The sequence below is a fragment of the Desulforhopalus vacuolatus genome, assembly GCF_016918505.1.
Lineage (GTDB): Bacteria > Desulfobacterota > Desulfobulbia > Desulfobulbales > Desulfocapsaceae > Desulforhopalus > Desulforhopalus vacuolatus.
In genome coordinates, this window is record NZ_JAFFPZ010000008.1 from 68,917 (window position 1) to 85,572 (window position 16,656).

Consider the following 16,656-nt stretch of genomic DNA (forward strand, 5'->3'; position numbering starts at 1 on the left):
CATGTTTTCCATCGACCGATATTCAAAGGTTCGGTGAAAGGACGTGTTGGAATTTTCATGTTTTCTTCGTTAAGACGCAGAGAACATGGAGAGAATCATGTTCCTTTGCCAGAACGGAGATTTTAACCTCACTCCTTACAGATTTGGTAGATAAATTTACTACCACTCATAAAAATTGTTAATAATACAAATCGTGGTAGTACACTATTGCTTTGAGGTAATTGATGTTTTCCGTGTCCTTCCGTGTTTTCCGTGGTAGCAAACTGCATGAGTCTGTTGGAACCCAAAGGCAGGGATGGGAGACGGGAGACAGGAAAAAGCAAAAAGCTTCCGTAGAGAGGAGCAATTTGGGCGTTTCCAGCACAACGGATGTTTCTACAATGAGATCAATGTTACATTCTATCCATTCGTAATCGTCAAAAAAGATATAAGGTATCCGCGCAGCCAGGTTGCCGGGGCTTAAAAAAACACGGGATCTCGTAATCAGAAAACTCAAATTGGCACGGCCGTTGCTCTAAGGTCGGCATGGGCAGGATACTTTTTATGAAATCAGTGAATTTTGAATTTCTCAGACCAGAGAATGAGCCACTGGCCAATCTTGGCGGCCTGGCGGAAGCGGTGCTCTATATCGATCCGGGCAGTGCGCTGACCAGACTGCGCAGCTTTGCTGAAGAACTCACCAGAGCCATCTATAACGAAGAGCTGTTGCCAGTAATGCCTCAGTCCACCTTCTACGAGCTGGTCAAAAGCCCTGTGTTTGAGGCCTGTGTAAATACGTCACTGATCCATCAGATAAATTTCCTGCGGATTCAAGGCAACAACACCGCCCACGGTGGCAGGGGTAACCTGAGCAATGCGAAAACAGCACTGGAGACTGCCCATCAAATTGCCATGTACATGGCCCTTCGCTACTATGGCAGAAAAAAAGAGCAAATAGGTGAATTTAAACATATTCAGAATCCTGCCGCCACATTGAACACGCTGCAAAAATCAGTCTCCAGCCATGAAAAGGAACTGAAGAAACAGCAGGACGAGCTCCAGCGGGTGATAGACCATCTGGAGCAGGAGCGCATAAAAAACAGCGAAAAACGTAAAAAACCTGCCGAACCTGAGCAGCAGAAACGGAAACAGCAGAGCCAGAGCGTCGCCGACAGCCTGCAGTGGAGCGAGGCCAAAACGCGACATCTTTTGATCGACGCCATGCTGCTGCAGGCCGGATGGGATATCAAAGATCCGGAGCAGGTTGGTCAGGAGGTCGAAGTGCAGTTTGAGGACAACCCCTCCGGCAAAGGAAAAGTAGATTATGTTCTCTGGGGTGAGAATGGCGATCCCCTGGCGGTGATCGAAGCCAAGAAGTCCGGCAACACCAATTTACAGGCTGGCCGTGAGCAGGCACGTCTCTATGCCGATGCCTTCGAGAATATGGGCTGTCAGCGCCCGGTGATTTTCTATTCTAATGGCTATGAAAGCTTTATCTGGGACGATTCTCAGTATAACACCTACCGCCCGGTCTACGGCTTTTACAGCAGAGAGAGCCTCAAGTATTGCATCTATCAGCGGCATTACCGGGAACAAGAGCTGGAGAAGCATAATCCCCGGCTGAGCATTGCCGATCGCCCCTATCAGATCGAGGCCATCAAGACCGTGGCCGCTCATTTTCAAAACGAACGTCGCAAGGCGCTGCTCATCCAGGCAACCGGCACCGGAAAGACCCGTGTCGCCATCGCGTTGACCGAGATGCTGCTCCGCTGCAGCTGGGCCAAACGAATCCTGTTTCTCTGCGACCGCAAAGAGCTGCGGGTCCAGGCCGATGAAGCCTTCAAACAGCACCTGCCATCCGAGCCGCGCTGTATCATAGGAGGGACCAGTACAATCGATACCTCTGCCCGCATCTATATCGCCACCTATCCCGGCATGATGAACCGGTTTACTCAGCTGGATGTGGGCTTTTTTCACCTGATAATCGCCGACGAATCGCACCGCTCCATCTACAACAAGTATCAGGACCTGTTCGAGTATTTCGATGCTTTGCAGGTGGGACTCACGGCAACACCGGTGAAATTTATCAGCCGCAATACCTTTGATATGTTCGATTGTGAGTCCACCGATCCGACCTTCGAATTTGGCCTTGATGCTGCCATCAACAACGATCCTCCATATCTGACTCCTTTTCGTGTCAAAGACCTCACCACCGACTTTCTGCGTGATGGTATTCACTACAATGATCTCACCGAGGAACAAAAGCGTCAACTGGAAGAAGATGTTGGTCTCGAAGAAGCACGCAATACCACCATCGCCGGCAAAGATATAGGCCGTAAGATTTTCTGTGAGGATACCGATCGCATTATCCTGGAAAATCTGATCAATAACGGTATCAAGGATGAAACCGGCTCTCTGGTGGGAAAAACCATTATCTTTGCCCAGCGCCAGGAACACGCCGAACACCTGGAAAAGCTTTTCTGCACACTCTACCCGCAATACGGCACCAGGGTGTGTAAGGTTATCCACAATGCTGTTCCCCACGTGGAGAGTCTGATCAAGGAATTCAAAAAGGGCAGGAACCAGTTCCGTATCGCCATCTCTGTGGATATGCTTGATACCGGTATCGATATCCCTGAGGTTGTCAACCTGGTCTTTGCCAGGCCGGTAAAATCATGGGTCAAGTTCTGGCAGATGATTGGCCGCGGCACGCGTTTGTGCCCAGACCTCTTCGGCCCCGGCAAAGATAAGAGCGAATTTTTGATCTTTGATCACTACTCCAATTTCGATTTCTTTGAGGAGGAATACCAGGAGCCGGAAGATGTTGGCGGTAAATCCCTGCTGCAGACCACCTTCGAAACACGTCTTGCGCTGGCCTCTGCCGCCCTGCAGCAGAACCACGCCGCCGCCTTTGCTGTTGCGGTCGAGCTTTTGCGTGCCGATATCAACGATCTGCCCGAGTCCAGTATTGCCATCCGACGTGAGTTGCGCCTGGTACACCAGCTGCAGCAGACCGGGCTGCTGAAGAAGATGGATGCCAGAACCCGGCATCTGTTATCCACAACCATTGCCCCCCTGATGTCAACACGGGTGCTGCGCGACAAACATGCCAGCCGGCTCGACAGGCTTATGGCCTTTATAGAACGCTGTTTTGTCGAACAGGCCAGCTGTTTTGCCGATGGGCAGAGTCAGCTGCTGGCGGGGCTTGACAGCCTGGCCGTCAATATCCAGGCTGTGCAGCAAAAGGAAGCACTGATAGCCGAGGTGCGCTCGGCTGACTTCTGGCAGAATCCAAGTATTGAGCGGCTGGAAACGGCCCGCAGTGAACTGCGCGACATCATGAAGTATTGCCAGCAGCCAACAGGGTCTATCTACGAAACGGCCACCACCGACACCAGAGATTCGGGGCTGGAGACCCATGAGCGCAGGGTCAAGATCGCCGGAGCCAATGATGCCATGCTCTACCGCCACAGACTTAAGGGCATTCTGGATGAAATGATAGATGCCAGCCCGACGTTGCAGAAGATCCGTAAAGGTGAAACGATCGAAGAGGCAGAGCTGAAGAGCCTGACTTCAACCATCCTTGCCAGCCATCCCGGTGTGAGCCTCGAAGTTTTAAACGACTTCTACGGGCGCACGGCGGACCAGCTGCATCTCACCATCTGCGAGATCATCGGGCTGGACCTGCAGGCCGTTGAAGAACATTTCAAGGATTTTTTGCATACGCATCCCGCATTGACAGCGAGGCAGGTGCAGTTTATGAACCTGCTGAAAAACTATATTGCTCAGTACGGCTCCATCCTTGTCGACAAACTCTATGAAGCACCCTTTACCTCTGTTTCACACGAGGGCATTGAGGGGGTCTTCGGTCTTGAGGAGGCCGATGACCTTATTGCCGCACTGAAACCATTTTTACGGACTGGTTCATCGACCAGTGCCACCTCAACCCCCGTGCAGGGACAGGAAGAACAATGTTAACAGGACCAATACGTAACGATATCGATAAACTCTGGGAAAAATTCTGGACAGGAGGGATCACCAACCCTCTGACCGTTATTGAGCAGATCAGCTATCTGATGTTTGCCCGCATGCTCGACATGCAGGAAGATCTGGCCGAGCGGAAAGCCCGGCGCACCGGCAAAGATTTTATCAGACTGTACGAAGAGACCCCGGAAGGGCAGCTGTTGCGCTGGAAAAATTTTAAAAACCTCGGTGGCAGCGAGCTGCGCACCCATCTCAAGGAGAACGTTTACCCCTCTTTTTCCAGGCTTGGCAACTCTATGAAAACGGAGGTGAAGTCGCTCGGCCAGATCGGCGAATATATGCAGGATGCCGATATGGAGATCAAAAACGAATCGGTACTGGTCAGCGCTGTCGAGATGGTCGATAAGCTGCCGCTGGCGCAGAGCGATGTCAAAGGTGATATCTACGAGTATCTGCTCAGCAAACTCACCACCGCCGGGATTAACGGACAGTTTCGCACCCCGCGTCATATCATCGACACCATGGTGGAGATGCTTAACCCGCAGCCCACTGACACGGTCTGCGACCCGGCCTGCGGCACAGCCGGGTTTCTGGTGCGCACCATGGAGTATCTTAATCGCAGGTATTCCAGCGAGTTTGGTATTTTCACCGATGAAGAGGGCAATACCCAGTACAGCGGCGACCTGCTCGAACCCTACCGCGACCATATCAATAAAAACATGTTCTGGGGCTTTGACTTTGATACCACCATGCTCCGCGTCTCCAGCATGAATATGGCCCTGCATGGCGTCAGCGGTGCCCATGTCCTCTATCAGGACAGCTTAAGCAAATCGATCAAGGAGAATTTTCCTCAGCAGGAGGAGGATTTTTTCGACTGTATCCTCGCCAACCCGCCCTTTAAGGGCAGCCTCGATGAGACGAATACCAACCCCGATGTACTGGGGATGGTCAAGACCAAAAAGACCGAACTTCTCTTTGTGGCCCATATCCTGCGTGCCCTCAAGCTCGGCGGCCGCGCTGCGGTGATCGTACCGGACGGGGTGGTCTTTGGTTCCAGTAAGGCCCATAAGCAGTTACGCCAGGAGTTGATTGAGAACAACCAGCTGGAAGGCATTGTCAGTCTGCCCAGTGGTGTTTTTAAACCCTATGCGGGAGTGAGCACAGCAATCTTGTTCTTTACAAAGGGTGGCACCACAGAGCGCGTCTGGTTCTACGACCTGCAGGCCGATGGCTATTCGCTCGATGATAAACGCACCGAGCTGAAGGGCGAGGGGGGGAATGATCTGCCCGATGCCCTTGCCCGCTGGCAGGAGTATCGGGAACTGGTGCTGGCCAACGCCACAGCGGAGGAGATCAACGAGGCCTTTGGTGATAAGAAAGAAAAGGCCTTTGTGGTGGATGCAGAGGATATTGCTGCCAATAAATTCGACCTCTCCATCAACCGCTATAAGGAGGTTGTGTATGAGGAAGAGGTGTATGAAGAGCCGAAGGTTATTCTCCAAAAGCTCAGATCCTTGGAGAAGGATATTTTAGGGGATTTGGATGAGTTGGAGGGGATGCTGTGAGTTGGCCAATGGTGAAATTGTCTGAAGTGGCTCCAGCAAAGCCACTGAAAACAGATAAATATTCAGGTGAAGATCATATCCTTCATATTACGTTAGATAACATTGAGTCTGAAACAGGATCATTACTTAAACGCAATTATGCACCGGTAAATGAAGCTGGTAACTCAACACATTGGTTTAATAGCAGCCATGTCCTTTATTCAAAACTTCGGCCATATCTAAATAAAGTATACCTGCCGGATGAAACCGGTATTGGTACAACAGAGCTCGTACCAATGTTGCCAAATGAAAAGGTTCTGGACCGAAGATACTTGGCATATTTTCTAAGATCGAAAAATTTTGTTGATTGGGTGACTTTGCAAACAGCAGGAGCAAAAATGCCTCGCGTTTCTATGAAGGTGTTTTGGGATCATGAAATCCCCCTCCCACCCCTGACCGAACAAAAGCGCATCGCCGCCATCCTCGATAAAGCCGATACCATCCGCCGCAAACGCCAGCAGGGTATCCAGCTCGCCGACGACTTTCTCCGCGCCGTGTTCCTGGATATGTTTGGCGATCCGGTGACTAATCCTAAGGGATGGGAAAGGTTACCTCTCAAAAAGATCCTTGACCGAATTGACAGCGGCTGGAGCCCGAAATGTTATAATCGAGAACCAGCCAAAAATGAGTGGGGGGTTTTAAAACTTGGTGCAGTTACAACGTGCAATTTCATAGAAGGAGAGAGTAAAGCACTTCCATCTGATTTAGTTCCAAGACCTCAGCTAGAAGTGAAAAAAGGTGACCTCCTTTTTAGTCGAAAAAATACTTATAACTTGGTAGCAGCTTGTGCTTTGGTTAATTCTACCCGCCCAAAGCTTATGCTTTCTGATTTAATTTTTAGATTAAGAATCAATGAAAAAGCTAAAGTTGTTCCTGCCTACTTATGGGCACTATTAACACATTCAGGGAAAAGAAAAAAAATCCAGGGAATCGCTGGAGGGGCGGCCGGTTCAATGCCGAATATTTCAAAGAAGCGCCTTTTAGAGCAATTGATTGAAATACCAAATTATAAATTGCAACAGGAATTTTCTTTGATATTAGCCAAGACCATTGTTTTAAAATATAATTTTTATTTAGGTGTTGAAGAGAATGAATATTTTTTCAACTCCCTCACCCAACGCGCTTTCCGAGGAGAACTCTAATGCCGGAGACTTGCCCCTTCTCCTCGACCCAGATCGCCAGCATGTTTTTCAGGAAGAGATGCAGTAATACCCTTGACATTTTTACTGACCAGAGAACGCAACCGCGTAGACATCTTTTTTTGTGATTACGAATGGATAAACAGGATGTAAAACAAGCATAATTTAATAGAAATGGTCTAATCATGCGAAAAAGGGCATTTTTTATAAAAGCGTAACTTCTTAATTTTTTTTGCCTTTATTCGCATGATTAGAGCTTTTATTCGTTGGCAAAAAGTTTTTCGCTGTTCCGTCTTTTGCTTTTCCCTGTCTCCCGTCCCCCTGCCTTTCAATTCGCCAATAGAAAATGGCATTTAGCAAGGTCATAACTTAATAGGAATGATGTTATTCGTGTTTATTCGTGTCCATTCGTGGTTTCCGTGGTTCCTTTTGTAGTTTCCAACCACGAACAGACCGACTCGCATGCCAGTTATTTTAAGAGAGTTGATGAGTTGCGCTCTTTCATTGGAAGTTGTTTATTGACTAAATTTAGGGACTTAGCTACTATACTTTTCACGCATTATTTTTATGGGAACCTTGAATAATCAGTCTTTCGCCCATCTTCTTCGTTACAGTCGAAAATTTATCCTCGCAATATCAAACATATAGCTCCGGTAAATTTTCTCCTGTGCCTCGAATATGAACGAAATACAAGATTATTCAAGGTACCCTTATGTATTGTTTTTCTTCCAATAACCCCCACAAAAAAGGATCTCGACAATGACACAAGCTGTGAAATTTCTAACACTACTTTCTCTGCTGGTTTTGATGCCGGTTATGGCTCAGTCTAAAAGTACAGATTTCAATATGAGTGAAGTAGAACTAGAACAAGGGGCCATGTTTATACAGCAAATGATGAATTCACCTCAAGCTAAAGCCAAGTTTCAGCAAGAAAAAGATCAGATGCCAAAAATGCTGAAAATGATGAAAAGTTTTGCGAGCTGTCTGGAAGGTTGCTCCTCTCAAAAAGATGCGGATAGATGCGTTGAAAAAGCATCTAAACTTTCCCAAAAACTGGGATTAGATGAAGATTTTAGCGACGATGAAGATCCTTTCATCTGGGATGAAAACACCAAAGAACAAGTTCTTGCAGAATTCCAAGAAAATATTCAACGTGTAGAACAGATAATGCCATGTATTGAAAAAGCAGAGAATATGATGGATATAATGAAATGTAATCAGGATATGGAGCAGTTCTCGGAGTGAAATGACCTGAGACTATTTACATTTTGTATTGACCACAAAACACAACTGCGTGGAATAAACGGGTAGCAATTCCAAGAGTTATTAGAACAGATACAGCCGGGATTGGGTATCCTTAAACGGGGCATAAATTAAGAGAAAGGGAGGCGCTGGAGTAGTACAAGAAGTGCAACAGCAGTGCAAAAGCATCAGTCAAAAACACCAACTAAATACAGGAGTATTTATGAAATCTACGAAAGGATCAAGCGTTATGACTGACAGAAAGTTCGAGCAATCACTGGAAAAGCTGGGGGCATTTGAAGTGAGCAGCAAAATGCTGGGTTTAGCAAAGAATAATGAGCGTCACAACTCGTTTCTTAATGCTGGACGTGGCAATCCAAACTGGATTAACACCAGGGCTCGTCTTGCTTTTGCACGTTTTATCAGTTTTGGCGTGGAGGAATCGCAGCGTACGACTGATGAAGGCGATCTGGCCGGATATACTACTTTAGACGGAATAGCCGGGCGTTTTACTGCATTTCTGGACGAAAAGAATCAAACAGACGCCTTCCTGAGTCAGGCACTGGAGTATTGTGTCCAGAAATTGGGAATGAACGAAGATGTAGTGGTTAAGGAGTTCACTGATGCAATTATTGCAAACAATTATCCGGTTCCCAGTCGATTTCTCGTCAAGCTGGAGCAAATCGTCAACACCTATTTGCAGGAAAAACTCTACGGCGGCGTCGATATTGCAAAACAAACAACGCTGTTTGCTACCGAAGGCGGAACAGCAGCGATCGTCTATATCTTTGAATCGTTACGCCGCAATCATTTGATTAAGGAGGGGGATAAAATCGCGATTAACACGCCGATCTTCACCCCCTATCTCCAGATTCCTCATCTGACCATGTACAGCATGGCAGAGATCGACCTTTGTGCGACAGAGGAAAATGACTGGCACATGAAGACCGAGGAGCTTGATAAGCTGCTCGACCCTTCAATCAAGGCGTTTTTTCTCGTCAATCCTTCAAATCCCGGAGCCCGCGCCCTTGGGCAGCCCGAATTGGATAAGATCAAAGAAATTGCATCCAAACGAAAAGATCTGATTATTATTACGGACGATGTCTACGGTACCTTCGTCAATGGATTTCAGACGGTATATGCGGTCGCCCCATACAACACGCTCCTCGTCTATTCCTATTCCAAGCTTTACGGAGCCACCGGCTGGCGTGTGGGTACCATCGCGGTCAACAAGAAAAATGTGTTTGACGATCTGATCGCGGCAATGCCGGAGGCTACACAAAAAGAGTTCGATGAAAACTACAGCATTGTGACAAACGAGCCCCGCAAGCTGCCATTTATTGAACGTCTGACTGCAGATAGTCGCTCGATTGGTCTGTACCATACGTCGGGTCTGTCCACCCCCCAACAGGCGATGATGGCGCTTTTCTCGTTGACCAGCCTGATAGCAGGGAAAAACGATCCTTATATAGAGTCATCGAAGAAAATCGTAGCAGATCGCTATAGCACCCTTATGTCGACGTTGGGAATCACCGAGGATAATGAGCGTACGAACAGTAAATACTACTGTCTGATAGATATCTATAAGTTGGCCCGCAAACGTTACGATGCCGATTTCGAAACCTGGTTGCGAACAAAATTCGAGGAAATTGATTTTCTCCTGCGTCTGTCGGAAGAAGAGGGCGTTGTGCTGATGGAAGGGGTTGGTTTTGGAGCGTCGCCGGGCACGCTTCGCGTTTCACAGGCCAACCTGCCTGACGAGAGCTATGAAATACTTGGTGAGCGAATATTGCAATTGCTTGCTGAGTATCATGTTGAATTCAGCAGTAAAGAGGAGATAAAAGAATGACCTTTATCTCGCAATATATGCTCCATCACGTAACTATTGCTATCTTCCTTTGTCTTGCATTGGGCTATTTGCTGGGCAGATTAAGGTATAAAACATTGGTTGTCGGGGCGACCGTTGGCACGCTTCTGGTCGGCTTGCTCATCGGGCATCTCGGGAAGTTTGAGATTGATGGCAACATAAAGACGATATTTTTTAGCCTTTTCATCTTTACGATCGGGTACGAAGTCGGGCCGTCATTCTTTCGCAGCCTGAAATCATCAGGAATTAAAGTTGTTCTTCAATCAGTATTTTTCGCTGCGGCCGCTCTGGGTGTGGCCATGGCGTGCTTCAAGATTTTCAACATTCAACCTGGCGAGGCAGCAGGCATAATTGCAGGCGCGCTGACCCAAAGCGCGATAATTGGCACAGCCGCAACCGCGATCAGTGATCTGAGTATCTCTGCGAGCATGCAGCAGCAGATGCAATCGCAGGTAGCTGTTGCCTATGCACTCACATACGTTTTGGGAACGGTTGGTGTGATTATTCTACTGAAAAATATTGCCCCGAAGCTCTTAGGTGCAGATCTCCGCGCAGAAACGAAAGCGATGATCGAAAAGCACAATTATCATGGGGATACACCGCTATCAACAGCTGTCAGCCCAACGAAGCTCCGATCATTTATCGTGGAAAAGGGATCATCATATATCGGGCAATCCGTGGCGCAGCTCGAAGCTCAGTTCCAGGACCAGATTATAGTCGAGGGATTGTATCGAAATAATTCCAGCGTTGCTTTTTCTTTGGCAACAAAGATTACCGCCGATAACATCATCCTGGTTATTGGCGACCTCTCGGATATGGTTCAGTTGGAGGGTAATGGCCTTACGGAAACGTTTGATGAGAAATATCAGTCTGTCGATTTGCAGCAAGTTGATGTCATGCTGACCAGGGTGTTTCGTCGTGATCACCTCAAGGATCTTTATGCAAATAATATCGTGATTGTTTCCGATAAGTGCGAAGGCAATGCAGTTTCGGATCGAAATGATATGCAGGCAGGAGACACATTGACGCTGATTGGTCCCAAACGCTCCATTGAAAAAGTTGTGCACGAATTTGGTTATCCGAAGCAGGTGGGCAGCGATACCGATGTCAGTTTTCTCAGCGCTGGTATCGTACTTGGTTTGATCGTCGGCGCCATTACTTTGGGAAGTGCTTCTATTCCCATTACACTGGGTGGTGGGGGCGGTGCCTTGCTCATGGGTTTGTTGATGGGGTGGTATCGCGACAAACACCCGCATTTTGGCCTGATTCCTGCACCCACGCGCTGGTTTCTCAAAAGCGTTGGCCTGAACCTGTTTATTGCCATCGTCGGGATCGAGGCGGGGGCCAGTTTTATCCCTGCGTTGCAATCGATGGGGTACATGGTGCTGGTTATTGGGCTGATAGTCTCGATCGTGCCGCATATTCTATCGATATTCTTTGCCAAATACGCGCTGAGGATGAATGCTGTTGATATCATTGGCGGGCAGTGCGGTGCAGGAACTATTACTGCCGGGTTGAATGCGGTAAACGAAGAATATGGTACCAGTATCTTTGCGCTCAGCTATACGCCAGGTTATGCAGTGGGCAATATTCTACTGACACTTATGGGGCCAATCGTCATTGCTTTTCTCTGAGTGATGGCCGTTGCTGTCCGGAAGGGTACCTTGAATATTCAAGGTACCCTGTTGTGAGATGAGCCACCTGTTGTGCTGAAGACGCCCAAATTGGGCGTCTCTACAAGGACATCCTTCCCACAAAGACAACGCCATATTGCCACTACGGGGATATCGCGGCAGAATTGTATCCGGATTTGTATAATCAATACCCGCAAGATAAAAGATTTTTTTGCCAAAGGAATACTCTAAACATGCGAAAGGAGCATTTTATATAGAGAATCTTTCGTGTGTTTCGTTGGTCATCCAGTCTTTCCACCTTTTGCGTTTCCCTTTCTCCTGTCTCCCGTCTCCTTTCTCCCCTTTCCCTGCCTTTAAATTCACCAATAGAAAGTGAAAATGGCATTTAGAGAGGTCACAACGTAATCGAAATGGTCTTACTCATGTCGGTGTACAATAAAGTGGCGGCCCTTGATTTTGTTTTTGGAGAGCGCTTTTTCGGCTTTATCCGCCATCTTGCGCTCGATGGCCACGTAGGAATAGAACTCAAAGCAGTTGATCTTACCCACGCAGCTTCCGGCAATTCCCGCATCTCCGGTAAGAGCACCGAGAATATCTCCAGGGCGAAGTCTGGTCTTTCGTCCACCGTTGATGGAGAAGGTTACCATGGGAGGTGCGCTCTTTTCGGTTGAGGGCTCAAGCTCTTTGATATCTGAAGCCTCAAAAGCAGTACCCATCAGGGTATTTATCTCTTCCAGCCTGAAGCGTTCGCCAGGTGCCATAAGAGAAAAAGCCATGCCCTCTTTTCCGGCCCGGCCTGTCCGACCGATGCGGTGGATATACACCTCCGACTCAAAGGGAAGGTCAAAGTTGATTACCGTGCTGAGCTCTGAAATATCAAGGCCCCTGGCGGCGACGTCCGTGGCAACCAGAATGGGGCTGCTGCCGTTGGAAAAACGCACCAATATTTCAGTTCGATCCTTCTGCTCAAGGTCACCGTGAATGGCCAGAGATGAAAAGCCTTTTGCCTCAAGAAATTTTGCCAGAGATCTGCACTGCAGTTTTGTATTGCAGAAAATCAGTGTCGATGCAGGCTTGCACGTTGCTAAAATCTGCGCAGTAACAGCGGGCTTTTGATCCTCCTTTGATTTGTAAAAATATTGTCGAATAACGTTTTCTTCGTGCTCAGCATCCACTATCACCCGGTGCGCGTTTTTCTGAAAGCGCGTACTGAGCTTCAGGATCGGCTTTGGAAAGGTCGCAGAAAAAAGAAGAGTCTGGTGAGTTTTAGGAACATACCCCATGATAACTTCGATGCTGTCGGCGAAGCCAATATCCAGCATGCGGTCCGCCTCATCGAGAACAAGGGTGGTGACATTATCAAGGTTCATTGTTCCGCGCTTTAAATGCTGTTCAATACGCCCGGGAGTTCCCACTACAATATGTCCCTGATGCTCCAGAGAACTCTGCTGGGGCAGGAAAGGAACCCCGCCGCAGATGGTTACAATCTTGATATTGTGTTTAAATCGGGCTATGCGCCGCAGCTCAACAGCCACCTGCTCTGCCAGCTCGCGGGTGGGGCATATCACCAGGGCCTGCACCCTGAAGAGCTTCACATTCAGATTGTGCAGCAGGCCGATACCAAAAGCTGCGGTCTTCCCGCTTCCCGTTTTTGCCTGGGCCAGCAGGTCATCACCTTGAAGTACATGGGGCAGGCTCTCCGCCTGAACTGGAGTCATCTCGTGGTATCCCAGAGTGTCCAGATTTTCAATCATTGCTTTGGTTAATGGTAACGCGTTAAAAGTACTCATAAATCCTTTTTTTTATTAAATTCAGGCCTGTAAGACCATTTACATTTTGTATTGGCGGATTCAAAGGCAGGAGACGGAAAAAGGGAGACAGGAGAAAGGAGACGGGAGAAAGGGAAAAGCAAAAGACGGAACAGCGAAAAACTTTTTTCTCAATAATGCTTTTTGCCTTCCTTCGCGTTCTTCGCGGTGAAAAAATGTCTTATCGCCTTTTGCTTTTTCCTGTCTCCCGTCTCCCGTCTCCTTTTTCCCCTTTTCCTTTTTAATCTTGAGGTTCTGAAGCCAACATATTTAAAGTCACGGCCTCGGCGACCTTAATACCATCCACGGCTGAGGAGAGTATGCCGCCAGCATACCCCGCACCTTCACCCGTGGGATAGAATCCTCTGGTATTGATACTCTGCAGATCGTCGGTGTTGCGTTTGATGCACACCGGCGAGGATGTACGGGATTCCACCCCGGTGAGAACGGCATCGGCCAGGTCGAAATCTTTGATTTGTCTGGCAAAGGCGGGCAGGGCTTCGCGGATGGCAGTAATTGCGTACTCCGGCAGGGCCTTACTGAGATCGCAGAGGGTAACGCCGGGGCTATAGGAGGGCTGTACCGAACCAAACGCGGAAGAGGGCCGACCGGCCAGAAAATCACCCACCAGTTGTCCCGGCGCATGATAATTACTCCCGCCAAGCTCAAAGGCCCGTGATTCCCAAAAACGTTGAAATTCCATACCGGCCAGTGGGCCACCCGGGTAATCTTTGGGTGAAATGTCTACCACAATAGCGCTGTTGGCATTTCGTTCTTTGCGCGAATACTGGCTCATGCCATTTGTTACTACCCGACCGGCTTCAGAGGTTGAAGCAACGACAGTGCCTCCCGGACACATGCAAAAGCTGTATACCGTTCGGCCATTGCCGGTATGATGAACAAGTTTGTAGTCGGCGGCACCGAGCAGCGGATTGCCGGCGTTTTTGCCATAGCGACCGCGATCAATAAGGGACTGGGGATGCTCAATGCGAAAGCCTATGGAAAAAGCCTTTGCCTCGATATAAATTCCACGACGGAGAAGCATCTCAAAGGTGTCGCGGGCACTATGGCCAATGGCTGCAATGAGATGATTTGTGGGGATACGCTCACCACTGGCCAATACAACCCCCTGCACCTGACCGTCTTCAACAAGGACATCATCCACCCGGCTCTGAAAGCGAATATCTCCCCCCAGGGACAGGATGTGGGCACGCATTTTTTCCACGATACCAATAAGTTTATAGGTCCCTATGTGAGGCTTGCTGACATACATGATTTCCGGGGGTGCCCCGGCCTCAACAAATTCAGTAAGAACCTTTCTGCCGTAATGTTTGCGGTCTTTGATCTGGGTGTGCAACTTGCCATCGGAAAATGTTCCGGCGCCACCTTCTCCGAACTGAACATTTGATTCCGGATCAAGAATACCTTTGCGCCATAAATCAAAGGTGTCTCTGGCCCGCTCCCGCGCAATCTTGCCACGCTCCAGAATTATCGGCCGCAAACCGGCCTGCGCCAGGATCAGACCGGCAAAGAGGCCGGACGGGCCCATACCAATGATGACCGGCCGGGTGGTGAGCGGCTTTTTGGGAACACCGGCTACAAAATGATAGGAGGTGTCCGGGGCGATTTTCAGGTGTGGATCTTTCTTGAATCTGGAGAGAAGTCCGGCCTCATCTGCTGCTTCAAGATCAAGAGTGTAGACAAAGGTAATGGCGGAAGGTTTTCGTGCATCAACACCGCGTCGAAAAATCGTATAGCTGATAAGATCATCTGCAGGGATGCCAAGATATTTTATAATTGCCTGCAGGATGTCAGCTTCGTCATGTTTGAAAGGGAGTTTTATCTCTGTTAATCTAAGCATTTAAGTGATTGAGTTTTTTAGATTTATGCAGGTTGCGAAGGTAACTCGTCGTTTTCATTTATTTTCATTTAATGAGCGGTTATTTCTGAATTTTTCCATTTTGCCGCGTAAAGGCAAAAAAGGTCAACCATAAGCACTTTGTGAAAGAATTTCACCGCTTATTTCCGTAAAACAAAAATTCCAAAATTCCCACCGCCGGTAATCCTTTCCTTTTCAATTTTCAATCCTGCTTTTTCGATTACGCGTGGCAGGCCGCCATTTTTTATAAAATGACGATAATTTTTATGATGATCTCCTCCCGCCAGAAATTCAAAAAATCTTATTACTATTTTTGAATATACCCCTTCAAAATTTTCTATTGGTCCGGGATGGTAATCAATCAGGAGGATTCTTCCGTTATTTTGAAGAATTCTTGTCGCTTCTTTCAGTATTTCTATTCTTATGACGTCTGAAACTTCATGCAAAATAAGAGAACAGGTGATCAAATCAAAAGAATGCGGTTTAAATTCAGTTTTTGTGGCACTGCCAACAATGAGATTTGCTTTCTCATTCAGTTTTTTGCGGGCGACCCTGATCATGGAAAGCGATACGTCAATACCAGATATATTTTCAGTATATTTTTGATAAATCTTTAATAAGGAACCTGTTCCACAGCCTATATCCAACACACTTGTATTTTTGCTCACTGGAGACATTTCCAATCCCATGATTTTTAAATTTCTCACCATGGGCTCTATGATTCTATCATAGCCTTTTGATACATTTTTATATTGATCTTTCATATCAGCCTTCGGCAGTTTGCAACCACGAATGGACACGAATTTTCACTAATAACAATTACATTTCAAAGAACACGATTGCGTAGACATCTTTTTTGGCGATTAAGAATGGATAAACAGGATGTAAAAAAAGCATAACTTAATAGAAATGGTCTAATCATGCGAAAAATGGCATTTTTTATAAAAGCGTAACTTCTTAAAGTTTTTTGCCTTTATTCGCATGATTAGAGCTTTTATTCGTTGGCAAAAAGTTTTTCGCTGTTCCTTCTTTTGCTTTTCCCTGTCTCCTGTCTCCCTTTTTTTATTTAATCCCGAAAGGCTTCAGCTGTAGAAAAGCATTAAAAAAGTTCATTGTTGAGAATCAAAGAGGCAAGAGAAATCATACCGATAAGCTCACCTCCATCGTCAACCGGAGCTCTTCGTATTCCAGCCTGGCAAATCAGACGGGAAACATAGCGTATGTCCATATCCGCAGGCACGCTGATAACAGGTTTTGTCATGATTTCATAGACATTCACTTTCTGTGGGGAGCGACCGGGCATGATTACCCCTTTAATAAAATCCTGATAAACCAGTATCCCCCAGGCATCATCTGCATGCCTTTTATTGACAAGAAGTGAGTAGACTTTTTCAGAACGCATCTTCGCGGCAGCCTCACTGGCGGTTGCCATGCCGTCAATGTACACGATCTTACGCATCACGTCCCTTGCCCGAATTATTGTGGTATTGTCAGGTGCCATAATTTCTCCCTTTATAGAA

10 protein-coding genes are annotated in these 16,656 nt (G+C 47.5%); 6 read left to right on the forward strand and 4 right to left on the reverse strand.

What is annotated here, in order from left to right; translation table 11 throughout:
- Window positions 1-543 precede the first annotated feature (543 nt).
- The 6 genes from JWG39_RS07140 (at window position 544) to aspT (ending at window position 11,449) form a co-directional block, all read left to right on the forward strand.
- A complete protein-coding gene (locus tag JWG39_RS07140) occupies window positions 544-3,957 on the forward strand; it encodes a DEAD/DEAH box helicase family protein (protein WP_205218697.1) in 3,414 nt (1,137 codons plus the stop codon).
- Window positions 3,951-5,528, forward strand: coding sequence for a type I restriction-modification system subunit M (locus JWG39_RS07145; protein WP_205218698.1), 1,578 nt, complete (start codon window positions 3,951-3,953; stop codon window positions 5,526-5,528). The genes JWG39_RS07140 and JWG39_RS07145 overlap by 7 nt, the downstream gene beginning before the upstream one ends.
- The gene (locus tag JWG39_RS07150) at window positions 5,525-6,709 is read left to right on the forward strand and encodes a restriction endonuclease subunit S (protein ID WP_205218699.1); all 1,185 of its coding nucleotides are present in this window, start codon (window positions 5,525-5,527) and stop codon (window positions 6,707-6,709) included. Before JWG39_RS07145 ends, JWG39_RS07150 begins: the two co-directional genes overlap by 4 nt.
- Window positions 6,710-7,465: 756 nt before the next feature.
- Window positions 7,466-7,951, forward strand: a complete 486-nt coding sequence (locus JWG39_RS07155) for a hypothetical protein (RefSeq protein ID WP_205218700.1) — start codon at window positions 7,466-7,468, stop codon at window positions 7,949-7,951.
- Between the two features lie 247 nt (window positions 7,952-8,198).
- Window positions 8,199-9,797 (forward strand): bifunctional aspartate transaminase/aspartate 4-decarboxylase, encoded by a 1,599-nt coding sequence (locus JWG39_RS07160; RefSeq protein WP_369130587.1) that lies wholly within the window; start codon window positions 8,199-8,201, stop codon window positions 9,795-9,797.
- Complete coding sequence (aspT, locus tag JWG39_RS07165; RefSeq protein ID WP_205218702.1) at window positions 9,794-11,449, forward strand: aspartate-alanine antiporter; 1,656 nt, start codon at window positions 9,794-9,796, stop codon at window positions 11,447-11,449. The genes JWG39_RS07160 and aspT overlap by 4 nt, the downstream gene beginning before the upstream one ends.
- A 416-nt stretch (window positions 11,450-11,865) precedes the next feature.
- Here the strand turns inward: aspT and dbpA are convergent, their stop codons facing one another.
- The 4 genes from dbpA to JWG39_RS07185 form a co-directional block, all read right to left on the reverse strand.
- Window positions 11,866-13,239, reverse strand: coding sequence for an ATP-dependent RNA helicase DbpA (gene dbpA, locus JWG39_RS07170; protein WP_205218703.1), 1,374 nt, complete (start codon window positions 13,237-13,239; stop codon window positions 11,866-11,868).
- 259 nt (window positions 13,240-13,498) lie between these two features.
- On the reverse strand, window positions 13,499-15,118 hold the full coding sequence (locus JWG39_RS07175) for an NAD(P)/FAD-dependent oxidoreductase (protein WP_205218704.1): 1,620 nt from the start codon (window positions 15,116-15,118) through the stop codon (window positions 13,499-13,501).
- A gap of 158 nt (window positions 15,119-15,276) precedes the next feature.
- Window positions 15,277-15,900 carry a class I SAM-dependent methyltransferase gene (locus tag JWG39_RS07180; protein ID WP_205218705.1) on the reverse strand — a complete coding sequence of 208 codons (624 nt, stop codon included), beginning with the start codon at window positions 15,898-15,900 and terminating at the stop codon, window positions 15,277-15,279.
- 335 nt (window positions 15,901-16,235) lie between these two features.
- Complete coding sequence (locus JWG39_RS07185) at window positions 16,236-16,637, reverse strand: CBS domain-containing protein (protein WP_205218706.1); 402 nt, start codon at window positions 16,635-16,637, stop codon at window positions 16,236-16,238.
- Between the last annotated feature and the right edge of the window lie 19 nt (window positions 16,638-16,656).